This is a genomic window from Trichococcus sp. K1Tr (assembly GCF_028309625.1).
Lineage (GTDB): Bacteria > Bacillota > Bacilli > Lactobacillales > Aerococcaceae > Trichococcus.
Map to the genome: position 1 here is coordinate 185,423 of NZ_JAQMHR010000003.1, position 20,951 is coordinate 206,373.

Below are 20,951 nucleotides of genomic sequence, written 5' to 3' on the forward strand. Positions count from 1 at the left end.
GAGGAACGACATGTACATTATCACAAACGGGACCATCGTGCTGGAGGATTCCTTATTGGAGAATGCAGCGCTTTTGATCGAAGGCGACACCATCAAAAAAATCATGTCGAAGCATGAAGTGGAGCAGTACGGATCGGAATACAACGTGCTGGATGCGGATGGGGGGCTGATTGCGCCAGGCTTCGTGGATATCCATTCCGATTATATCGAGACCATCGTATCGCCGCGACCGACCGCGATGATGGATTTCAACATCGGTCTGCGCGAAAGCGAGCGCATCCTGATCACGCACGGCGTCACGACGATGTTCCACTCGCTTTCCCTCTACAAGGAACAGGACTTCGGGGTGAAGGCGATCCGCCAACCCAAGCACGCTAACCGCCTGATCGAAGCCATCAACGACACCCACACCAGCGACCACATGATCCGCCACCGGGTCCATGCCCGTTTCGAAATCGACAATGTCGAGATGGTGGAACAGGTCAAGGAGCATATCCGCAACGGCAAAATCCATCTGATTTCCTTTATGGACCACACGCCCGGGCAAGGGCAGTACCGTAACCTGGAGATCTACAAAAAGACGATCGCCGGCTATTCGGAATTGACAGATGCGGAGGCGGAAGCCGTCATCGTCAAACGCCAAAGCAAGGAGAAAATCACTTTCGAGCAGATTGCGGAAATGGCGGAGGTCGCATTGGCCCATGGTTTGGCTGTCGCTTCGCATGACGATGATTCCATCGAAAAACTGGAGCTGGTCAAACGCCTCGGGACGACCATCAGCGAATTTCCGATCACGCTGGAAGTGGCGGATGCGGCCCATGAAGCGGGCCTGTGGACGATCGCCGGAGCGCCGAACATCCTCTTGGGAGGGTCGCATACCGGCAATCTGAGCGCTGCCCAAGGGATCCAGGAAGGCAATATCTCGATCCTCTGCAGCGACTACTATCCTGCTGCCTTGATCCATGCCATCTACATCATGCATCAGACGCATGGCATCAGCTTGGCGCAGATGTTCCGCATGCTGACGATCAATCCGGCCAGAGCCGTGAAGATGGACCATGAAATCGGCTCGATCGAGGAAGGCAAGAAAGCCGACTTGCTACTGATCAAAACGAAGGACAACTATCCGGCCATCACCTCCGTCATGATCGACGGGAAAATCGTCTACAGAACGGAGTACCGCCGATGATCATCAATGAGAAAAGACTGACGGAGGATCCTACGATTGCGTCGACAGCCAGCGTGACGAATGTCAGCTTCGGAAGCTATTGCGAAATCGGTCCGCATAACTTCATCGAAAACAGCCATTTCGGCGACTATTCCTATACCGGTCAGTTCTGCTTCGTGCAGAATGCCCAGATCGGGAAGTTCGCCAACATTGCGGCAGCGGTCAGGATCGGTCCGACCGATCACCCGTACGAACGCGCCTCGTTGCATCATTTCACCTACCGTCCGCAGATGTACGGTTTCGCCGACGGGGAGGACGAAGCGTTCTTCGAACACCGCCTCAGCCGCATCACGACGATCGGGCATGACACCTGGATCGGTCACGGTGCCATCATCATGCCTGAAGTGACTGTCGGAAACGGCGCCATCATTGGATCCGGTGCGATAGTGACGAAGGATATCCCGCCTTACGCGATAGCAGTCGGAGTGCCGGCCCGGATCGTTAAGCACCGTTTCGAGCCGGACACGATCGCCGCTTTGGAGGAAATGCAATGGTGGGATTGGGAACCGGAGCTATTCAAGGAACGGTTGGAGGATTTCCGCGGCCCGATCGGGAAATTTATCGAGAAATACCAAAAACAGCCGGCTTTTGCGGAAAAAGGAGGTACCCATGGACAAATTGATTGAACTGCAGGGACTGCAGAAGGCTTTCACGACCCATCACCTGAACCAGACGATGACGGCTGTCGAAGATGTTTCTTTTGGTTTGGAGAAAGGCAAATTTCTCGGCATCGTCGGCAAAAGCGGCAGCGGCAAGTCCACCATCATCAAGTGCATTTACCGCACCTATTTGCCCCAAAATGGGCAGATCTACTACGACTCCGAGGCTTTCGGAAAAATCGACCTTGTGACCGCATCGGAACGGGAAATCATCCATTTGCGCAAAAATGAGATCGGCTACGTGTCGCAATTCCTGAGCGTCATGCCGCGCACAACCACGCTGGAGCTGGTCGAACAGAGCCTGCTCGAGACAGGTGCGGACGAAAAAACCGCCACACTGCGCGCAAAAGAGGCGCTGCGCCATTTCGACATCGCGGAAGCCTTATGGGACAGCTACCCGAACACCTTTTCCGGCGGCGAGAAGCTGCGTTTGAACATCGCCCGTGCGACCGTCAAAAATCCGCGACTGCTGCTGTTGGACGAACCGACGGCCAGCCTGGACAACGAATCCAAGCAGAAAGTCCGTGAAGTTATCCAGAAGCTGAAGGCGGGCGGCACGACGCTGTTGGGCATTTTCCATGATCTCGAATTCATGGAAGGCCTTTGCGATTATACCTACCAGATGCAGGAAAGAAGGATGGAGGCGAACTAGATGAAAGCAGATCTGCATGTACACAGTGACTATTCGGATGGTTACGACAGCATCGAGACGATCCTCAATCAGGCAAAAAAGAACGGCGTCGAAATAATCAGTTTTGTCGATCATGATACGACGGACACTTACCCGGCGGCGAAAAAATTCGCCGATGAGCGCGAAATCCTCATCATTCCCGGTGTCGAAATCTCCGCCTATGATTTCAAGAGGAACCGCAAAGTGCACATCCTCGGCTACGGCTACAACTATCCTGCCGACCATATCGGTGAACTGTGCGGGGAATTGCTGAGAAGGCGCGATGACCATTCCTGGATCCAAGTGGAGACGTTGATCGACCAAGGCTACACGATCCGGACCAGCAAACTGAAAAAATCAAAAGGGGAGCAGCCGACCCTTTACAAACAGCACATCATGGAGTCCTTGACGGATGCGCCATACGGATCAGCCGAGTACAAGACGCTTTACCGTGCGCTCTTCAAAGGGAACGGCATCTGTGCCAGCGACATCGAATACATCGACGCGAACCTGGCCGTGAAAGCGATCAAAGCGGATGGCGGCCTGCCTGTGCTGGCGCACCCTGGGCAGTTGAATTCTTTTGACATCATCCCGGAATTGGTGAAAAACGGTTTGGCCGGGCTCGAAATCAACCACCCGGATCATTCGGAAGAGGACCAGTCGCGGATCAAAGCACTGGCCGATCAATACGGTCTATTCCTGACCGGCGGCTCTGACTACCACGGCAACTATTGGATCCCATTGGAAGTAGGGCATACAACTGCGCCCGAGGATGCACTGCGCCCGCTCGTTTGAAAAGATTAACAGTTTATTAACACAGATTTACAATTGTTTAACTGATAATTTATATCCATATGTTAATTTTAATCTTGTAGGAAAAACAAAAAAATCGTTCTGGAGGCTATCATGAAAAACGTATTATCTAAGATCGCACTACTCTCAATGAGCGCTTTGGCACTTGCAGCATGCGGAAACAGCGGATCGGCGACGGAAGACTCCGGTACAGGCACCGAAACGACAGGCGAATACACGGACACAATCACGATCGTCTGGTACCCAAATGAATCAGGTAGCGATATGGAAGCTTCCCGTGAAGCAATCGGCAGCTACATCGAGGAAGCGACAGGCAAAGAAGTCGAGCATCAACTGACGACCGACTATGCCATCGCCATCGAAGCGATCGCCAACGGACAAGCCAATCTGGCCTTCATGGGTGCGCAAGGATATGTGGAAGCCCACGATAAGAATGAAAATGTTGTGCCGCTGGTTGTGCCATCCGGAGAATCCGGTACTTTGGAAGATGCCATCTACTATAGCTGGATCAACGTCAAAAAAGGCAACGAAGAAGCCTATAGCGACGGCAATGGCGGCTATTCATTGGATAACATACAAGGCAAACGCTTCTCCTTCGTTTCCAACTCATCCACTTCCGGTTTTGTCGTGCCGACATCCGGCATCATCGCGGCTTTCCCTGATGAAGAACTGACGCAAGAAGCATTGATGGAGGGCGGCGAAGACAAATTCTTCAGCGAAGTCCTCTTCGGCGGATCGCATCAAGGATCTGCAGTCAACTTGTTGACCGACCGCGCTGACGTGGCTGCCTTCTGTGATACGTGTGTAGCCAACTATGTGGAACCGGTCGACGGCGAAAAGAACGAAGTCGGAACGACATACGCAGTCAAGGAAGACGCGGCTGATCCATTCACCGGTTTGGCTGGGCAAGAATTTGTGTCGATCGGTGTGACGCCTGTATTGAACGCACCGATGGTCATCAATAACGATGTCACTTCCCCTGAAGACCAGGAAGCTTTGAAAGCGATCTTCACGAGCGAAGAGATGAACAACGATGCATCGATCTGGAAAGATCCGGAATCGGAAGAATCCGCGCTGTTCGAAAAAGACGGCGAATCCCAATTCGTGACGGCGGAAGACGCTTGGTTCGATCCGATCCGCGCTTTGTCCGAAAACTGATCCACTAATACAGGGAACATAAAGGAGAGAAATAGAATGCCATTGCTGGAAATGACCCATGTATCGAAAGAATACACAAAGGGCACAAAAGCATTGTCGGACATTCATTTTTCGGTCGAAGAAGGGGAGTTCATTTCAATCATCGGAAAGTCCGGTGCAGGGAAATCGACTCTCCTTCGCTGTATCAATCGCATGATTGATCCGTCCGAAGGAGTGGTAATGTTCGATGGTGTGGATACCGAAAAACTGAACACGAAAGAGTTGCGCGGACTGAGAAGGCAGATCGGCATGATTTTCCAGCACTACAACCTGGTCAACCGGCTGAGCGTATTGGACAACACTTGCCACGGCCGCCTCGGCTACACAAGCACGCTCAGAGGGGTGTTCGGAGCCTTCTCGAACGAAGACAAAGCGCATGCAGTAACGATCCTTGAGCAACTCGGCTTGAAAGAGCAGATCCATCAGCGCTGCGATCAACTTTCAGGCGGGCAGAAACAGCGTGTCGGCATCGCCCGGGCGCTGGTCCAGAACCCGAAACTGATCCTTTGCGACGAACCGATCGCTTCCTTGGACCCGAGCTCCTCGCGCATCATTATGGAATACTTGAAGGACATCAACAAAAAGATGGGCATCACCGTCATCTGCAACCTGCACCAAGTCGATGTAGCCATCGCCTATTCGAAACGCATCATCGGCGTGAACGGCGGCCAGATCGTCTTCGACGGCACGCCTGAAGAATTGACGCAGGAAAAGATCCATGAGATCTATGGTTCCGAAGCCGGGGAACTCATCACCGACATCTCAGCCTAAAGGAGGACAACATGCAAGTTACAACGAACCCGCTGCAGACGCGCGGAATCAAAAGAACACTCGCATTCCTGGGAATGCTGCTGTTGGTGGTCGGAGCCTCGGTGCTGTTGGAGTTTGAATACGGGGAAGCGCTCATTGCCTTCCCGGATGCGACGGTTTGGCTCGCGCAAAATTTTTACCCGAATCAAGCCGCTTGGGCAAAGCTCCCGGACATCCTGGAGAAGCTGACGGAAACGGTGCTGATGGCGGTAGCCTCGGCCACGGCAGCGAGTATTTTCGCCTACGTCTTCGCTCTGTTCGGAGCGGAGGCCACCAAAGTGAACAACGGACTGGCTTGGGCATCCAAGCTGTTCGCCTCTTTTTTCCGGAACGTGCCGGATATCGTCTGGTCGATGATTTTCCTGTTCTCCTTCGGGATGAACATCATGACCGGCTTCCTGGCGCTGTTCTTCGTGACTTTCGGAACTTTGAACCGCGCGTTCATCGAAACCATCGATGAAACGTCGAAGGATTCGGTCGAAGCTTTGACCGCCACCGGTGCTACCCGCTGGCAGATCATCGGCCAGGCGATTTTTCCGAACAGCATCTCCGGCGTCATTTCCTGGATCCTCTACAGCATCGAAAACAATGTCCGCAGCGCCACTTTGATCGGCATGCTGACCGGATCGGGGATCGGCCATATCTTCAATCTCTATTACAAAAATCTGGATTACCATTCCTGCAGCCTGATTGTGCTCTGCATCATGATCATCGTGCTCGGACTGGAATCCATTTCCAACCAAGTAAGGAGGTCCATCTTATGACCGAAAACGGTTTGCCGTTGGAGACGGTCCTGAACGAAAAAAAACGCAGAGTCGAATCCAAAGAGCCTCAGCTGTCGGATGGAATCGGGCCGAAAAGCAGTCTGCGCAATGTCTGGTTCGTTCTGTCCGGTTTGGCGCTCGTCAGTCTGTACGCCTTCGTCAGTTTCGACTACGGGAACATCGATTGGGGGCTTGCGATTAGCGGGACTTTCGCCAATCTGAAGACGATTTTCCTGGAAGCGGAATTGAGCAGCATCAGTCTGAATGAAGCTTTGCTGCAAGTGGTCATCACCTTTGCGATCGCCTTTTTGACGACCATATTCTCTGCCATTCTGTCGGTCGTGTTGGGTTTGTTGGCCGCACGCAATTTAGGCGGCAAACGGTCCTCCGTTTTGATCAAAGGCTTTGTAGCGCTCATCCGCGCAATCCCTACCGTCATGTGGGTGCTGATCTTTGCCATCGTATCCGGCTTGGGCAGCGTTGCGGCGGTCATCGGCATTTCCTTCCACTCCTTGGGCTACTTGACGAAGATGTTTTCGGAAAGCTTCGAGGAAATGGATGGCGGCGTCATTGAAGCGCTGAAGGCTACCGGAGCCAGTTGGTGGGAGATCGTCTTCCAAGGCGTACTGCCGACTACGATCCGCTCGCTGGTGGCTTGGACATTCATGCGTTTCGAAATCAACTACATTGTGGCTTTGGGGATGGGGGCTGCCGCAGGTGCAGGCGGGATCGGCTTCAACCTGTTCATGGCCGGGAATTTTTATTACAACATGCGGGAAGTCGGAGCCGTCACTTTCCTGATCCTCTTGACGTGCTTCTTGTTGGAGGCTGTTTCCGTGAGGATCAAGCAAAGTTTGGCGACGAAATAAGTTTCGAAAGGAATTAACCTCGATGAAAAAATACTTAAAATGGTTGTTGCCGCTGGCGGCCATCTTGGTGCTGTTCGGTTTGACGACGGCATCAGGCGCCAGCTATCTGGCAGTCGCTACTCAGGATGAATACGCAGATGTGATGGACCAGGATGTGGCGTATCTTTATTTCGGGCGGGACACGTGCAAGTACTGCCGCGCTTTTGAACCATTGCTGGAGGAATCCATCTCCGAAACGGATGCTGTCGTCTATCATTACGACACGGACGAGCATAGTGGGGATGAAGACTTTCAGGACATCTTGGATGCGCACGAAGTCGTGACTGTTCCGAAACTGGTCAAGCTCGAGAAGGGCGAAGTCGTCGACTATGTGGACCACACGGATTCGCAGGCCGCGATTACGGCACTTTTGGCTGAAGGGGAATAGGGACGTAGTCTATTGGGATCAGTTGCTAGTAAAGTGAGTAAGGCGCTCTTATAGGGCGTCTTTTTGTTTGCGGTGAAAAAGGAATACGGCTATCTCTGGAACATCGGGAACAGCCCTGTGTTTGCGCCATTTCAGCATCTTTCCGCTGCCATCGTATTGATGGTCGTGCGGATGCGGAAGTGATAAAATAAGCATGAGACAATGGGCTTCAGAAAAGGAGACGTGGAGAAAATGAGCTTTGTGATCGAAGTGGCGGAAACACAGGAACAACCGACTTTAGTTTTGAAAACGGTTACTCCGGTAAGCGAGCTTCCGAAAATATTGGGAAAGGCATTCATGGACATCGTCACGCACATCATGGAATTGGGTGAACAACCGGTTGGGCCAGCTTTCGTCGGCTATTTCAACATGGATATGGAAAGGCTCGAATTGGAAATCGGTTTTCCAGTGTCCAAAGCGCTGCCGGGCAAAGGCGATATCCTTGCCGGGAGCATTCCGGCCGGCAAACAGGTCAGTTGCATGTACAAAGGCCCTTATATGGAGATGCCGCCCGTTTATGAGGAAATTGAGAAATGGATCAAGGATAATGGCTACAAGCCGCTTGGTCCGGTCTATGAACACTATTACAATTCTCCGGAAGAGGTTCCCGAAAGCGAACTGCTGACGAAAATCGTATTCCTGGTGGAGTGAGAATCCGCCAATCCCTATTTTAAAAAATGAGGCGATAGCTATGACGGACGTAATGATCAACAAAGAAGTGGAAGCATTTTTTGCCGGAAAACCTGAAGTGAGAGCATTGTTCATGGCTGTGGAAAGGAAAATCCGGGCGATTGGACCCGCCATCATCACGGTGACAAAGACCCAGATTTCTTTTGCCACGCGGACGCAATTCGCCTGGGTCTGGATGCCCCAGCCGACGGACAGAAAGCGGCCGCTGCACAGCCTGGTGCTGAGCTTCGGCTGCGGGCGCCAGATCGTGCATGATCAGATTGTCGAAGCCATCGAACCTTACCCCGGCAGATGGACGCACCACGTCATCATTGCGGAGGAGGCGGACCTGACGGCGGCTGTCGATGCTTGGATGCGGGAAGCGTACCGGTTCTCGGAAACGCGGGGAAATCGGCAAGCCTCAAAGATATAGGCAACCGCAAAGCAAGTGCAAGGGGGAAAACATCATGAGTGAAACGCATCTGCACAGAGGGCGCCAGACCGTCAAATTGGGTTTGATCAAAGTTGTGCATGACCTCTTTCCGGAGGAGACACTGAAGACATCCTACTCCATTTTGGAAGGCATCTTCTGCAACCTCTACGGATCGATTCTGTCGACAAGGGAAGTGAAGCTGATCGAACGGAAACTGCGGGAGTGGGTCGAAAAAGACAGCAGCATCGTGTTGCTCCGGAAAGATGGCGGCTATTACCATTATCAGGTGGGTGACATCATCGTGAAGGCCGTCTATCCGGCTTTTACGGATACCTTCCTTGTGGAACCTTTTACCATGCTGCCGTTTTCCTATGGGTTCATCGTGGATTTCGGGGACATCGACAAAGGCAGCGAAAGACCACTGATTCCGCCGGTGCAGTTGTCCGCTGCGTTCGAAAAGAATCAACGCTGGATGGATAATATCAACATTGAACAGGTTCAAGACGTGAATGACTATATCCGATCCGGCCGCACGATGAAGTTGGTCAGCATCGCCGAAGCTTTGCATGAAAAGGAAATTTCCATCATTGCGGACGCCATCCTGCAGCATCGGCGCGCCTTGCGCCTGCTGTTGGTTTCGGGGCCTTCATCATCAGGGAAGACATCCTTTTCCCAAAGACTGTCGACGCAGTTGGAAGTGAACGGGCTGAAGCCGATTGCACTGTCGTTGGACCATTATTTCGTGAACAGGGAGCATACACCTCGGGATGCCGACGGAAAGTACGACTTCGACAGTATGGAGGCGTTGGATTTGCCCTTGCTGAAGCAACAAATCGCGCAACTGATCGACGGAGAGCGTGTATCCGTTCCTCAATTCGACTTCATCACCGGCCAGCGCCTGGCCGAATATAAACCGATGCAGGTTGGTCCATCGGAGATCCTTATCATTGAAGGCATCCATGCGCTGAATCCGGAATTGGTCACCAGCATCAACCGCAACCTTATCTACAAGCTCTACATCAGTGCACTCGGCGGCCTCAACATCGACCTGATGAGCCGGGTTCCGACTTCGGAAATCCGACTGCTGCGCCGTTTGGTGAGGGATGACAAATACCGGGGCGTCACGCCGGAAAATACGATCCACCAATGGGACAGTGTGCGCCGCGGCGAATACCAGAACATCTTCAAATTCCAGGAAGAGGCCGACGTGATGTTCAATTCCAGCATGCTGTACGAAATGAACGCCCTGCGTCCCTTCGCGGAAACAGCGCTGCAGAAGATTCCGGCCGACAGCCCTTATTATGATACGCGCGAAAGGCTTATGAATCTGCTGAGTTTCTTCGAACCGCTGGACGTATCAAAGGTGCCGTTCAACTCCATTCTGAGGGAATTTATCGGGGGAAGCATTTATTACGATTGAACCGAAAAAGGAAGGACCGATGGAAATGAATAGGGAGGAAATCATCGCGTGGCTTCTGGAAGGCGATCCAGCCATCCAATATCAGGCAAGGCGCGATCTGTTGCATGAGGATCCAGCGGTATTGTCCGACTTGAGGGATAAAATTGCCGAGGAAGGTTGGGGCCGCGTTTTTTTGGAACGGCAACAGCCGGACGGGCATTGGGGCCGTGCGTTCTATCAACCGAAATGGACGAGCAGCCATTACACCTTGCTGGATCTGCGCAACCTCTGCATCCCAACGACTCCTGAAATAACAAAGGCTTTGGCACTCATCCTCGCCACTTCGATGGGGCCGGACGGTGGCATCAATCCATCAAAGGACATCGAGCAGAGTGATGTCTGCATCAACGGGATGTTCCTGAACTATGCCTGTTATTTCGGGACGGAAGAGGAAAAGCTCAGATCAGTGGTCGATTTCATCATTAGCCAGCAGCTGGCCGATGGCGGCTTCAATTGCCGGCTGAACCGATCCGGTGCCCGCCACAGTTCGATGCATTCCACGCTCAGCGTCCTGGAGGGCATCCGGGAGTACATCGCTGCCGGTTATGCCTATCGTTTGGATGAATTGAAACGGATGGAAAGTGGAGGACAGGAATTCCTTCTGCGGCACCGGCTGTTTAAATCCGACCATACCGGCGCGGTAATCCATCCGAGCTTTTTGAAACTGGTCTACCCGCCGCGTTGGCGCTACGATATTTTGCGCGCGCTCGATTATTTCCAAAGTGTCGGTCATCCGTATGACGAAAGGCTGCAGGATGCTTTGGCTGTTCTGAGGGAGAAACGCTTGCCTGACGGACGCTGGAAAACGCAGGCCCATCATCCCGGCGAGGTGCATTTCCGGATGGAACAAGCCGGAAAAGCGAGCCGCTGGAATACGCTCAGATGCCTGCGGGTGTTGGAATATTATGACAGGGACGCATGATGCTTTTAAAGAGCATCATACATTTCCCAAAACGGAAGGAGGGCTGGTTATGACGGAATCCGGATTTCCCCAGGAGTGGCTCAGTTTGCGTAATCCTCAGGAATGGCATGACTGGCTGGCGCAAAACCATGATCAAAAGGATCAAATCTGGCTGAAAATAAAAAAAATCCATGCTAAAGGCGAGGGTATCCTGCTTGCGGAAGCGGTCGAAGAGGCGCTCTGTTTCGGCTGGATCGACGGCAAGATGTACAGTCTGGATAAGGAAAGTTTCATCATCCGCATGACCCCTCGCAGGCCAGGGAGCGTGTGGTCGCTGGTCAACCGGCGGCGTGCCGAAGCTTTGGTTGAGGCAGGAAGGATGACTGAAGCTGGTTTGGCGGTAATCCTGGATGCGAAAGCCAGCGGGAAATGGCAAGCGGCTTATTCCTCGAAGGAAGTCCCAGAGCTGCCCGATGAATTGGAGCAGGCATTCAAGGATGACCCAGCTGCCCGCGCATATTTCGAAGGCTGGCCGACCGGCGAAAAGGCCCACTATCTTTTCTGGATTGCACACGCAAAACGTCCCGATACCCGGCAAAAAAGGATTAACGAAACATTGGAACGGGCAAAAGACAAAAAAAGCCATCCCCGTTAAGAGGATGACTAAGCTGGATTCGTAAGGCTGCCTAAAGCAATTCCTGCGCCAATAGGGAATAGGTTTTGAGCCGTGCCTGTTGGGAATGCGGCATGCTGATGATCATCGCTTCGTCGAACCCGTACTGGTCCTGCAGATTCAGCAATATTTCGGCTGCCTCTGTTGCGGTCCCGAGAATGTGCGTTTTGCGGATGTCGTTAATGAGTTGCTTCTCGATTTCCGTCAAAGGATAAGCTGCGGCTTGTTCCGGGGTCATCAGATGGTTGCGCATCATTCCGCGGAAGAGCTGCATCTTGAAGATCGCATACGGCAACTCTTCGTAGAGCGCTTCTTCGCGCGTATCCGCGACGATGGCATGGAAAGCGACGCTGATCTGTTTTTCGGGCATGGCTGCGGACGGAACAAAATGCTGCTTGTAGAGATCGAAAATGCTCTTGTCGAGCGTTCCGGTGAAGAACTGCGCGAACGAATAGCCGACGCCCATTCTACCGGCCTGCACAGCACTGTTTCCGCTCGAACCCAATAACCAGGTCTGCGGAACGGTCACATCTACAGGCGCCGCGGGAGTGTCCCGGTAAAGTGAATCCTGGGGTTTCCGGTCTTCCAAAAGATCCAATATCGTCCGCAGTTTTTCGTAATGATTGTCCAATTGGGGCGGGTTTCCTTGCGCCAATGCGTACATGGACTGACGATCGCCTCCGGGGGCACGGCCCACGCCCAAATCGATTCGGCCGGGCGCAAAGCCGGACAAAGTTTTGAATACTTCCGCGATTTTCAAAGGGGAGTAATGCATCATCATGACGCCACCGGTACCGACACGGATCCGATCCGTCGCGGCCGCGATGAAGGCAGCGATGATTTCAGGTGCCGCGCTTGCCATCAGTTGGCTGCCGTGATGCTCGGCGAACCAAATGCGCTCGTACCCAAGAGTGTCGCCTAAACGGGCGAGTTCTTTGGCGTTCTGTAGGGACTGCTCGGCGGTGCCGCCCGCTGTGATGTGGACTTGGTCCAAGATGCTGAGTTTCATAATTTCCTCCGATTTTTCATTCTGAATAATTTGTGCAAATGATTTTCAAATTACTGATAGATTGACTATAACAAACCCAGCCGCTTGGGACAAAGAATCGGCTTTCGAATTATAAGCGGGATAGGGTGGTCACAAAAGAAAAGGAAGTGGTTAAATGAGTCTCATTCATCACATCGAAATCAATGTCAGCGATCTAGAAGCCAGCAAGCAATTTTGGTCGTGGCTGTTGGAAAAGCTGGGCTTCAGCAAATACCAGGAATGGGAGCAAGGCTTCAGCTACAAGGAAGATGATACTTACATCGTCTTCGTCCAGACAGCCGAACGCTTCCTGGATGGATCCTATCACCGCGGCCAGACCGGATTGAACCATTTGGCCTTCGCGGTCGACACAAAGCATCAGGTGGACGAACTGTATGCGGAACTGCAACGCCGCGGCATCCCGTTGCTGTATCCCGAAAGGCATCCTTTCGCAGGTGGAAAGGAACACTACGCCGTCTTTTTCGAAGACCCCGATCGGATCAAAGTCGAGGTTGCGGCAAGATCCCCATTCGGACAAACGAAACACATCCATTAATAAAAAAATTTAAAAACAGAAAGTGGGAAAGGCTATGGAAATCGGGATCATCGTCCACTCCTTGACGGGAAATACTTTGTCGGTTGCGGAGCGGCTGCAGGAAAGACTGGTGGCTGACGGGCACGACGTGGAAATCGAACAGCTCAAGACCATCGGAGAGGAAAATACAAACGAAAACAACAGCGCGAACATCACACTGAGGTCCTATCCAGATCCGCAGGCGCATGATCTCCTGATTATCGCCGGACCGGTGAGAGGCGCTTCGGCTTCTCCAGTCCTGAAGCATTATTTTTCGCGGGTCGGCCAATTTGAGAGCAAGCCGACGCTCCTGTTCGTGACCGAATTTTTCCCATTCCCTTGGATGGGCGGCAAAAATGCCTTGAAGCAGATGACGGCACTTTGCGATGAACACGGCGCTGACGTCATCGGCAGCGGCGTCATCAATTGGAAAAATCCGCACCGCGAAAGGCAGATCACGGATTTGCTGCAGCAGTTCAGCGATTTGGCAATGCGGATGGACCAAAAAGTAAAGTAGCATGCGCTGCGCAAGTTATCCGGAAAGGGGCATCATGAGATGATTACCATCTTCAATCCCGAGGAACAGAAGTGGCCAATCAAGGTGTGGTTGGAGAATGAGGAACAGATCGGTGAGGATTGTCTGCAGCAAGCGAAGAATTTGGCGAATTTGCCGTTTCTGTATCAATGGGTTGTATTGATGCCGGATACGCATTCCGGCTACGGCATGCCGATCGGTGGCGTCATCGCTGCCGAAAAGGTCATCATTCCGAATGCGGTCGGGGTGGATATCGGCTGCGGGATGAGCTTTGTCCAGACGAACATCCCGGTAGAACGGCTGATCGAAATCGAAACGCCGAACGGGAAACTGGCCCAAGCGATCGCGGGCGACATCCTGCGGAATATCCCAACCGGCTTCGAGCACCATAAGAAAAAACAGCAATGCAAATCGGTCGCCCGCTTCCTTGAGGGTATGACTCCCGAGGAAAAGGAAACGATGCCGCAGGAATTGATGAAGGAACTGGACGATGCCGCCTATCAAGTCGGCACGCTCGGCAGCGGCAACCATTTCATCGAACTGCAGACGGACGATCAGGGAAAGCTTGGCATCATGCTGCATTCCGGGTCGCGAAATCTGGGCTTCAAGATTTGCCATTATTTCAACGATCTGGCCAAGGAAGTGAACAAACAGGACCAGTCTCCGGTCCCTCCCGAGTGGGATTTGGCCTATTTTTCAACGGAAAGTGAACTCGGGAAACTGTATCTGCGTTGGATGAAATTGGCGATGGATTTCGCCGAGGAAAACCGCAACCAGATGATGGAGAAGGTGCTCGAAATCGTCCGACTCTGGGTGAAAAAATATGCCGGCATCAACCACGTCAACTTGTCGGATGCCGTCCATTGCCACCACAATTACGCATCGTTGGAAGAACACTATGGCAAACAAGTCTGGGTCCACCGCAAAGGCGCCATCCGCGCCGATGCAGGCGAAATGGGCATCATCCCGGGCGCGATGGGGACCTATTCCTATCTGGTCAAAGGCAAAGGCAACCCGGAAAGCTTCCTTTCCTGTTCGCATGGGGCGGGCAGGCGCATGAGCCGTTTGGATGCCAGGGAACAGTTCAGTGTCCAGGACACCATTCTGGATCTGAGGGAATTGGGCGTCTTTCTCGCGAAAGCCAAACGGACCGACGTCGGCACGGAATCGCGCTTTGCCTACAAGGCCATCGATTTTGTGCTCTCTCAAGAGCTGGATCTCGTTGAACCGGTCCGCCGTCTAAAGACCGTCGCAGTAGTCAAAGGCTGAAAAGAAAAGAGGGACAAAGATGGAACTGCAGGAAAGGTACATTGCGGCCGGCCTGAAACATATCCCGCCGGCCGAAAAAGATGGAGTGGAAAAGGCCATGCGCCGCATCATTGCGGAGCGGCTGCAGGAACGAGGCGATGCTTCTGAAGAGACGGAACGCGAAGTGTTGAGAGGATTGGGGAGTCCAAGGATTCTGGCTGAAAAGCAACTGAAGGAACCGCCTCACCTGATCGGTCCGGAGCTGTACGGCACCTACTTTTTGATTGTAAAGATTGTCATGATTGTGGCGGTCACCGGGACGCTGATCGGGAATACCATCGATTTCATCGTCAACGGCGAAACCATATTGCGTTATATCGCCCAAAGTTTTGCAGCCGCAATCGGTGTGGCAATCGGGGCTTTCGGGTGGGTGACGCTCGTATTCGCCATCATGGAAAAGACCGCAAAACAGAAGATACTGACGGAAATCCAGGAAGACTGGAGCCTGGCTGATCTTCCAGAGAAAGAAGCGCCGCAGAAACCGTTCAGCAGAGTCGGGGTCATCATCGGCATCATCTTTACAGTGCTATTCATCATCCTCGTCAACCAATACACTCATCTAGTGGGATTCTACTATACGATGGACGGCAGTAGGGAAATGATTCAGATGTTGAATCAGGAAGTGTTCCGCAGTTACCTGCCTTACATAAACGGCATGCTGGTGCTGCAATTGCTTTTCTCCGCCAGCAAGCTCGTTTTCAGGAAGTGGACCTATCCGGTCGCGACCGCCAATCTGATTTTGAATGTGCTTTCGTTTGTGCTGTTGTGGTTCATCCTTCAAGATGCGGCCATCCTGAATCCGGAGCTTGTCGCAAAAATCGCTGAAGCCACGGATGGACAGCGGGTGCTTAATACGGCATTCAACTCTATAAAGGCCGTCTTCCTGTTCATCTTCCTGCTGGACTCGTTCGAAGGGTTCCATGATGCTTACAAAAACAGCAAAAAGTCGGTCTGAACGGGAAAACAATTGCTGCCGGTATGTGAAAAGCGGGGCGGATGGTCTATAATGGGAATGCAAACAAAATGGAATTTCGCTGAGCGGCAGACCGGTATTTTTGGAGGGAACAACTTAATCATGGAACAGACAACAGCAAAAGAATACATCCTTTACAACGAAGTCACGAACGAATATCTGACGCGCGTCACCTTCATGGGCAGCGCCGTCTACAAGACGACGACCCTCGATTTGGCGATGCGTTTCTCCGAGCAGGATAAGGAGAGCCTGGAAGCGATGGGAGCCGGCAATCCGGAAAAGGTGCTGAATAACATCGAAGCGACCGCCTTCGGAAACGACAGCGATGTGAAGGAAATATACAGACTGTCCAACTTGAGCTTCCTGTCGATCAACGACTTGACGCCGGAGGAAAGGGCAGCCTTCGATCAGGAAATCGAAGAAGGCAAAAAGAAAGCCGCCAGAATCCATTGCTGCCGGATCGTCAACAGATAAACCGCCAAGTCGGAACAAACGGCAGTCAATCAAATCAGTCATTATTCAGGACAGAGCAGTAGGCAAATTTTCAGGTCAGGTTGCACAAGCCAGCCCCGTAAAACAGATTGCTGCTGACTTCGAATGACACTCCTCGAAGGATAATCGAGGAACGCCACCGAAAAGGCAAAAAACGGGCGCTATGCAATCATGTTGCATAGCGCCCGTTTTTTTTTTATTTGATTCAGCGTTTAGTTGCTTGTTGCTACTTCGATTTTTGCTGCTTTTTTTACAGTCGTCACGTTGCCCAACGGCAGGACTTCTTCGCCGTAGACTTCGTTCAGAACTTGTGCCAAAGCGCCGTAGATTGCTGATAATCCGCAGAAGATACCTTCGTAACCAGCGATTCTTGAAATCATTTCATTGCCCGTGAAGTCTCCCAAAGCAAGAAGGAAGAAAAGCAATGTCAAAGAACCGAAGACGATCTGCAGGTTTTTGCTGATGCGCAATGTTCCGACGAACATGCCTAAAGTGAACAGTCCCCACATGAACAGGTAAGCAGCCATCGCTTGAGCAGATGCCGCTTCACCCATGCCAAGACCTGGCATAACGATCGTTCCGACAAGGGAAAGCCAGAAGAAGCCGTAAGAAGTGAAGGCAGTTGCGCCGAAAGTGTTGTTTTTCTTGAATTCCATGATTCCGGCAATGACTTGCGCCATGCCGCCGAAGAAAATGCCCATAGCCAAAATCATCGTGTTCATCGGGAAGTAACCTGCATTGTGGATGTTCAACAGGACTGTTGTCATTCCAAATCCCAATAAGCCAAGTGGCGCTGGATTAGCAGTGAATTCTTTCAAGCTGACGATCGTGTTGTTCTGTGTATTTGATGCGTTTTTCATTAGTAGTCCGTTCTCCTTTGATTTCAAATCTGAAAATAATGTCAGGGTGATTATATCCATATTGCTTGCTGTCGTCAATCTGTTTCGTTGAAAGTACACCAAAAGTTCATTTTTGATGCGACGGCAAGTCGCTTTTATGTAAGCGTTATTCACGTGTGAGTGTTGTTATGAAGTGATTCTGCAGAGAAAATAATAAAACGATTTTGAGGATTCGAAAGGATGGAAGAGAAAATGATAGCAATAAAGAAAATCATTGCGGTCGGTGGGGTCCTGCTCGGGACTGCCGGCGTTGTGCATGCCTATCTGCGCACGGCACCTTCGAAGGCCGCCAGGGAATTTATCGATTTGTCGGAAGATTTATTGAAGGAAACGGAGCCGGCAAAGGGTCGCTTCACGGAAGCGGATATTGCGACGCTGCCGGGCCCTGTCCGACGTCATCTGCGCCGTTGCGGTCATCTCGGGAAACCGAAAATGGCCTACATGAAGGTAATTTTTCCGGATGTCGCCTTTTCGCTCGGAAAGGGAAAAAAAACCATCAAGATTGCGTATACGCAATATAATTTTGTGGCCGGTCCCGACCGGATCGCCTACATCGACAGTTCACTCTATGGCGTACCTTTCGAAGGGGTGGATGCCTATGTCGACGGCAAAGGCTCGATGAAAGGGATCGTGGCAAAAAATATCACACTGTTCGATATTGACGGAGAAGCGATGGACAAGGCCAGTTTGGTGACGTTCCTGTCCGAGTGCCTCTTCGTTCCGAATGCGGCTCTTCAGGACTACATCCGCTGGGAGGCAATCGATGCGCACCACGCCAAAGCCGTGATTACAGCGTACGGCACCACTGCGGAAGGGGTCTTCACGTTCAATGAAGACGATGAGATGACAGCCTTCACGACCGATGACAGGGAAGCCACGACGATGGATGGGAAAAGCGAAAAAGTCAGATGGTCAGCCCTCTGCGGCGGATACAAGGAAATCAACGGCATCCGCCAGCCGACTGAGCTGAAGGCGGTCTGGCACTATGACGAAGGGGATTTCACTTACTTTGATGCGAAAGCTGCGATGATGAGTTATGACAAACAAGAATGAATGGAATGAATGGAATGAATGGAAAGGATTGACGGAAACGGAAGCGGCTGAACGGAGAGTCCGATACGGAGCGAACGCATTGCCGGTACCGCGTCATCGACTGCTTGGCCTGATTCTGAGGCAATTCCGGGGCATCTTCAATCTGATGCTGCTGATTGCAGCGGGAGTGACCTTTTTTTTGGGAGAGCCGATCGACGGTGCCTTTATTCTGTCGTTTGTGTTCCTTGGGACAGCACTGAACGTCTATCAGGAGCACAAATCGAATCAAGCAGCCGATAAATTGAAAGCCTATCTGCTGAACACAATCACGGTTGTCAGAGAAGGGATTGAAAAGGAAGTGCCGACCGAGACGTTGGTGCCCGGGGACATCCTGAAGCTTGAGTCGGGCGATATTGTGCCGGCTGATGCCATTGTCCGCGTTGCCCGTGATCTTCTGGTCGATGAAACGACCTTTACGGGTGAGTCCATTCCGGTTACGAAACGGGTGTCCGCGTCAAGCGCAACTGCCGCTGATGAAGAGCGCCTGCTGCAAGGGATTGTGATTGTGCGGGGGAATGCCTTGGCAGAGGTCACAGCGATCGGACAGGAAACGCAGTTGGCCCATATCGCTTCGACAGCTTCCACCGTCCAGGCGGAGAGTGAGCTGGTCAAGAGCGTGGACAAAATCAGCAATTTCATCATGAAGGTTACACTGCTGACGCTGGGATTCGTCGTGTTGGCCAATATCCTGATCGAAGGCCGGGAGGCGGATGTCACGGGCCTGCTGATTTTCGCAATCGCCCTGGCCGTATCGGCCATCCCTGAAGCTTTGCCGTTGGTGCTGACTTTTTCCCTTTCACGGGGAGCCTTGGAATTCGCTAAGCGCGATGTCATCGTCAAGCGGCTTTCCGCGGTCCAGGATTTGGGATCAGTCAATCTGTTGTGCACCGACAAAACCGGCACAATCACGGAAAATCATCTTGTATTCAGCAATGTTTATCCGATGGCGGAATCGCCTTACGATCCACTGGTCTTGGCGCGGTTGGCCGCCATCAATCTGCATGAGCGGATACCGGAACCTTTCGACCGGGCAAGCGATGAGGCCCTCACGCAAGCGCAACGGCAGATTGTGGAGCGCTACAGTCTCGCGCAGGAGGAGGCCTTCGACCCGGCGCTGCGCAGCAATGGTGCGATCGTGAAACAGGCGGACGGTTCGACGCTGCATATTCGCCGCGGGAGCCCGGAATACTTCTTCGGGGAAGGACTGATTTCCCGTGCTGCGGTTGCGGATTGGCTGCAGGCGGAGGAGGAGAAAGGGCACCGGGTACTGGGCGTGAGCTATGATGATGGCACCGGTGCGCGTTTCGGTGGATTCGTCTCTTTTGTGGACCGCATCAAGGATTCCACAATTGCGACCGTAGCGGCCGCAAAACAGATGAATGTCGCCATTACGGTCATCACCGGAGATGCTCTGAAAGTGGCCGAGGCAGTCGGAAGGGAAGCCGGTTTGGTGACGGAGAGCGCTGAAGTCACTGAGGCTGCCGCCTTTTTGGCACTGTCTCTGGCCGAAAGGAAGAAACGCCTGTCTTCAATCCGCGTCTTTGCCCGGACTACGCCCGAGCAAAAACTGGAACTGATCCAATTGCTGAAGGAACAGTTTACAGTCGGCTATTTGGGTGAAGGAATCAATGACGCGCCGGCTTTGAAGGCGGCGCATGTGTCGATGGTTGTACAGTCCGCGGCCGATGTCGCCCGCGAGACCGCCGATATCGTATTGCTGCAGAACGATCTGCGGGTGATCGTCGACGGCATCCGCTTCGGGCGGGAAACGCACGCCAATACGATGAAATACATCCGCGCCACTTTGATCTCGAACTTCGGCAATTTCTATGCGGTCGCCATCGGCTCGCTCTTCATCAGCTTTTTGCCGATGCTGCCGAAACAGCTGCTGCTCCTGAATCTGCTTTCCGATTTTCCGATGATGGCCATCGCCTTTGACCGGGTATCGGCTCAAGAAGTGGAACAGCCGCAGCGGTATGATCTGCATTCCCTCTACATCATTTTCGTCACGATGGGGCTCGTCAGCACCGTCTTCGATTTCATTTGCTTCGGGCTATTCTATCGGATTTCCCCGGCGGTGCTGCAGACCAACTGGTTCATAGCCAGCGTTCTGACTGAGATATTGTTGATGCTGTCGATCCGCTCCTTGGCGCCGATCACCAAGGCCGGCTGGCCGGCACCGTCGATCGTGATCCTTTCGGTGATCGCGATGGCACTTGCCGTCGGATTGCCGATGATCCCCGCTACTGCCGCCTTCTTTGAATTCCAAACACCTACAATGGCGCATTTGGGGATCATTTTGGGGATCGCCTTCGCTTATCTTGTCGTCACGGAACTCGTCAAACGCCCGTTGTCAGTTTTTGTAAAGAAGAAATAAAACCAGAAAAAGGCTGATTCCGCATGGGAGTCAGCCTTTTGGGTATGGATCAGAAGCAACATT

General features: G+C 52.5%; 23 protein-coding genes. 21 read left to right on the plus strand and 2 right to left on the minus strand.

The features are described from left to right. Positions 1–10 precede the first annotated feature (10 nt). The 14 genes from phnM to PH235_RS07330 all read left to right on the plus strand — a co-directional run bounded on the left by phnM (position 11) and on the right by PH235_RS07330 (position 11,593). Positions 11–1,189, plus strand: a complete 1,179-nt coding sequence (gene phnM, locus PH235_RS07265) for a phosphonate metabolism protein PhnM (protein ID WP_272161699.1) — start codon at positions 11–13, stop codon at positions 1,187–1,189. Beyond that, complete coding sequence (locus PH235_RS07270) at positions 1,186–1,854, plus strand: chloramphenicol acetyltransferase (RefSeq protein ID WP_272161700.1); 669 nt, start codon at positions 1,186–1,188, stop codon at positions 1,852–1,854. The genes phnM and PH235_RS07270 overlap by 4 nt, the downstream gene beginning before the upstream one ends. Further along, a complete protein-coding gene (phnL, locus tag PH235_RS07275) occupies positions 1,838–2,539 on the plus strand; it encodes a phosphonate C-P lyase system protein PhnL (RefSeq protein WP_272161701.1) in 702 nt (233 codons plus the stop codon). Before PH235_RS07270 ends, phnL begins: the two co-directional genes overlap by 17 nt. After that, entirely contained in the window at positions 2,540–3,352 is an 813-nt protein-coding gene (locus PH235_RS07280; RefSeq protein ID WP_272161702.1) for a PHP domain-containing protein, read from the plus strand. A gap of 111 nt (positions 3,353–3,463) precedes the next feature. Continuing rightward, entirely contained in the window at positions 3,464–4,528 is a 1,065-nt protein-coding gene (locus tag PH235_RS07285) for a PhnD/SsuA/transferrin family substrate-binding protein (protein WP_272161703.1), read from the plus strand. A gap of 36 nt (positions 4,529–4,564) precedes the next feature. After that, positions 4,565–5,338 (plus strand): phosphonate ABC transporter ATP-binding protein, encoded by a 774-nt coding sequence (phnC, locus tag PH235_RS07290; protein WP_272161704.1) that lies wholly within the window; start codon positions 4,565–4,567, stop codon positions 5,336–5,338. Positions 5,339–5,349: 11 nt separating this feature from the next. Further along, positions 5,350–6,141: a PhnE/PtxC family ABC transporter permease gene (locus tag PH235_RS07295; protein WP_272161705.1), complete on the plus strand. Its 792-nt coding sequence runs from the start codon at positions 5,350–5,352 to the stop codon at positions 6,139–6,141. Then, the gene (locus PH235_RS07300; protein WP_272161706.1) at positions 6,138–7,010 is read left to right on the plus strand and encodes a PhnE/PtxC family ABC transporter permease; all 873 of its coding nucleotides are present in this window, start codon (positions 6,138–6,140) and stop codon (positions 7,008–7,010) included. Before PH235_RS07295 ends, PH235_RS07300 begins: the two co-directional genes overlap by 4 nt. A 22-nt stretch (positions 7,011–7,032) precedes the next feature. Next, positions 7,033–7,437 carry a thioredoxin family protein gene (locus PH235_RS07305; protein ID WP_272161707.1) on the plus strand — a complete coding sequence of 135 codons (405 nt, stop codon included), beginning with the start codon at positions 7,033–7,035 and terminating at the stop codon, positions 7,435–7,437. A gap of 231 nt (positions 7,438–7,668) precedes the next feature. Next, a complete protein-coding gene (locus PH235_RS07310) occupies positions 7,669–8,127 on the plus strand; it encodes a GyrI-like domain-containing protein (RefSeq protein WP_272161708.1) in 459 nt (152 codons plus the stop codon). A gap of 40 nt (positions 8,128–8,167) precedes the next feature. Next, positions 8,168–8,578: a DUF5655 domain-containing protein gene (locus tag PH235_RS07315; protein WP_272161709.1), complete on the plus strand. Its 411-nt coding sequence runs from the start codon at positions 8,168–8,170 to the stop codon at positions 8,576–8,578. A 34-nt stretch (positions 8,579–8,612) separates the two neighbouring features. Further along, positions 8,613–9,998 carry a uridine kinase family protein gene (locus tag PH235_RS07320; protein WP_272161710.1) on the plus strand — a complete coding sequence of 462 codons (1,386 nt, stop codon included), beginning with the start codon at positions 8,613–8,615 and terminating at the stop codon, positions 9,996–9,998. Between the two features lie 19 nt (positions 9,999–10,017). Further along, a complete protein-coding gene (locus PH235_RS07325) occupies positions 10,018–10,959 on the plus strand; it encodes a prenyltransferase/squalene oxidase repeat-containing protein (protein WP_272161711.1) in 942 nt (313 codons plus the stop codon). Between the two features lie 49 nt (positions 10,960–11,008). Further along, entirely contained in the window at positions 11,009–11,593 is a 585-nt protein-coding gene (locus PH235_RS07330) for a YdeI/OmpD-associated family protein (RefSeq protein WP_272161712.1), read from the plus strand. Positions 11,594–11,624: 31 nt separating this feature from the next. On the opposite strand, the gene PH235_RS07335 is transcribed toward PH235_RS07330, so the two are convergent. Further along, positions 11,625–12,620, minus strand: a complete 996-nt coding sequence (locus PH235_RS07335; RefSeq protein WP_272161713.1) for an MsnO8 family LLM class oxidoreductase — start codon at positions 12,618–12,620, stop codon at positions 11,625–11,627. A gap of 154 nt (positions 12,621–12,774) precedes the next feature. On the opposite strand from PH235_RS07335, the gene PH235_RS07340 reads away from it, so the two are divergent. The 5 genes from PH235_RS07340 to PH235_RS07360 are packed head-to-tail and all read left to right on the plus strand — an operon-like array spanning position 12,775 to position 16,502. Continuing rightward, a complete protein-coding gene (locus PH235_RS07340) occupies positions 12,775–13,194 on the plus strand; it encodes a VOC family protein (RefSeq protein ID WP_272161714.1) in 420 nt (139 codons plus the stop codon). Positions 13,195–13,228: 34 nt separating this feature from the next. Continuing rightward, positions 13,229–13,729 (plus strand): flavodoxin family protein, encoded by a 501-nt coding sequence (locus PH235_RS07345; RefSeq protein ID WP_272161715.1) that lies wholly within the window; start codon positions 13,229–13,231, stop codon positions 13,727–13,729. Positions 13,730–13,768: 39 nt separating this feature from the next. Beyond that, positions 13,769–15,016 (plus strand): RtcB family protein, encoded by a 1,248-nt coding sequence (locus PH235_RS07350; RefSeq protein ID WP_272161716.1) that lies wholly within the window; start codon positions 13,769–13,771, stop codon positions 15,014–15,016. 19 nt (positions 15,017–15,035) lie between these two features. Then, positions 15,036–16,010: a hypothetical protein gene (locus PH235_RS07355; protein WP_272161717.1), complete on the plus strand. Its 975-nt coding sequence runs from the start codon at positions 15,036–15,038 to the stop codon at positions 16,008–16,010. A gap of 51 nt (positions 16,011–16,061) precedes the next feature. After that, complete coding sequence (locus PH235_RS07360; protein ID WP_272161718.1) at positions 16,062–16,502, plus strand: hypothetical protein; 441 nt, start codon at positions 16,062–16,064, stop codon at positions 16,500–16,502. A 230-nt stretch (positions 16,503–16,732) separates the two neighbouring features. Here PH235_RS07360 and PH235_RS07365 read toward each other — a convergent pair whose 3' ends face one another. Continuing rightward, on the minus strand, positions 16,733–17,380 hold the full coding sequence (locus PH235_RS07365; protein ID WP_272161719.1) for an acetate uptake transporter: 648 nt from the start codon (positions 17,378–17,380) through the stop codon (positions 16,733–16,735). Between the two features lie 231 nt (positions 17,381–17,611). On the opposite strand from PH235_RS07365, the gene PH235_RS07370 reads away from it, so the two are divergent. Further along, positions 17,612–18,472 (plus strand): DUF6544 family protein, encoded by an 861-nt coding sequence (locus tag PH235_RS07370; protein WP_272161720.1) that lies wholly within the window; start codon positions 17,612–17,614, stop codon positions 18,470–18,472. Further along, positions 18,456–20,888, plus strand: a complete 2,433-nt coding sequence (locus PH235_RS07375) for a cation-translocating P-type ATPase (protein ID WP_272161721.1) — start codon at positions 18,456–18,458, stop codon at positions 20,886–20,888. The genes PH235_RS07370 and PH235_RS07375 overlap by 17 nt, the downstream gene beginning before the upstream one ends. Positions 20,889–20,951: the final 63 nt, after the last annotated feature.

Excerpts from the sequence above, each read along its gene's own strand:
- phnM (WP_272161699.1), top strand. The coding sequence starts at position 11 with ATGTACATTATCACAAACGGGACCATCGTGCTGGAGGATTCCTTATTG.
- PH235_RS07270 (WP_272161700.1), top strand. The coding sequence starts at position 1,186 with ATGATCATCAATGAGAAAAGACTGACGGAGGATCCTACGATTGCGTCG.
- phnL (WP_272161701.1), top strand. The coding sequence starts at position 1,838 with ATGGACAAATTGATTGAACTGCAGGGACTGCAGAAGGCTTTCACGACC.
- PH235_RS07280 (WP_272161702.1), top strand. The coding sequence starts at position 2,540 with ATGAAAGCAGATCTGCATGTACACAGTGACTATTCGGATGGTTACGAC.
- PH235_RS07285 (WP_272161703.1), top strand. The coding sequence starts at position 3,464 with ATGAAAAACGTATTATCTAAGATCGCACTACTCTCAATGAGCGCTTTG.
- phnC (WP_272161704.1), top strand. The coding sequence starts at position 4,565 with ATGCCATTGCTGGAAATGACCCATGTATCGAAAGAATACACAAAGGGC.
- PH235_RS07295 (WP_272161705.1), top strand. The coding sequence starts at position 5,350 with ATGCAAGTTACAACGAACCCGCTGCAGACGCGCGGAATCAAAAGAACA.
- PH235_RS07300 (WP_272161706.1), top strand. The coding sequence starts at position 6,138 with ATGACCGAAAACGGTTTGCCGTTGGAGACGGTCCTGAACGAAAAAAAA.
- PH235_RS07305 (WP_272161707.1), top strand. The coding sequence starts at position 7,033 with ATGAAAAAATACTTAAAATGGTTGTTGCCGCTGGCGGCCATCTTGGTG.
- PH235_RS07310 (WP_272161708.1), top strand. The coding sequence starts at position 7,669 with ATGAGCTTTGTGATCGAAGTGGCGGAAACACAGGAACAACCGACTTTA.
- PH235_RS07315 (WP_272161709.1), top strand. The coding sequence starts at position 8,168 with ATGACGGACGTAATGATCAACAAAGAAGTGGAAGCATTTTTTGCCGGA.
- PH235_RS07320 (WP_272161710.1), top strand. The coding sequence starts at position 8,613 with ATGAGTGAAACGCATCTGCACAGAGGGCGCCAGACCGTCAAATTGGGT.
- PH235_RS07325 (WP_272161711.1), top strand. The coding sequence starts at position 10,018 with ATGGAAATGAATAGGGAGGAAATCATCGCGTGGCTTCTGGAAGGCGAT.
- PH235_RS07330 (WP_272161712.1), top strand. The coding sequence starts at position 11,009 with ATGACGGAATCCGGATTTCCCCAGGAGTGGCTCAGTTTGCGTAATCCT.
- PH235_RS07335 (WP_272161713.1), bottom strand. The coding sequence starts at position 12,620 with ATGAAACTCAGCATCTTGGACCAAGTCCACATCACAGCGGGCGGCACC.
- PH235_RS07340 (WP_272161714.1), top strand. The coding sequence starts at position 12,775 with ATGAGTCTCATTCATCACATCGAAATCAATGTCAGCGATCTAGAAGCC.
- PH235_RS07345 (WP_272161715.1), top strand. The coding sequence starts at position 13,229 with ATGGAAATCGGGATCATCGTCCACTCCTTGACGGGAAATACTTTGTCG.
- PH235_RS07350 (WP_272161716.1), top strand. The coding sequence starts at position 13,769 with ATGATTACCATCTTCAATCCCGAGGAACAGAAGTGGCCAATCAAGGTG.
- PH235_RS07355 (WP_272161717.1), top strand. The coding sequence starts at position 15,036 with ATGGAACTGCAGGAAAGGTACATTGCGGCCGGCCTGAAACATATCCCG.
- PH235_RS07360 (WP_272161718.1), top strand. The coding sequence starts at position 16,062 with ATGGGAATGCAAACAAAATGGAATTTCGCTGAGCGGCAGACCGGTATT.
- PH235_RS07365 (WP_272161719.1), bottom strand. The coding sequence starts at position 17,380 with ATGAAAAACGCATCAAATACACAGAACAACACGATCGTCAGCTTGAAA.
- PH235_RS07370 (WP_272161720.1), top strand. The coding sequence starts at position 17,612 with ATGATAGCAATAAAGAAAATCATTGCGGTCGGTGGGGTCCTGCTCGGG.
- PH235_RS07375 (WP_272161721.1), top strand. The coding sequence starts at position 18,456 with ATGACAAACAAGAATGAATGGAATGAATGGAATGAATGGAAAGGATTG.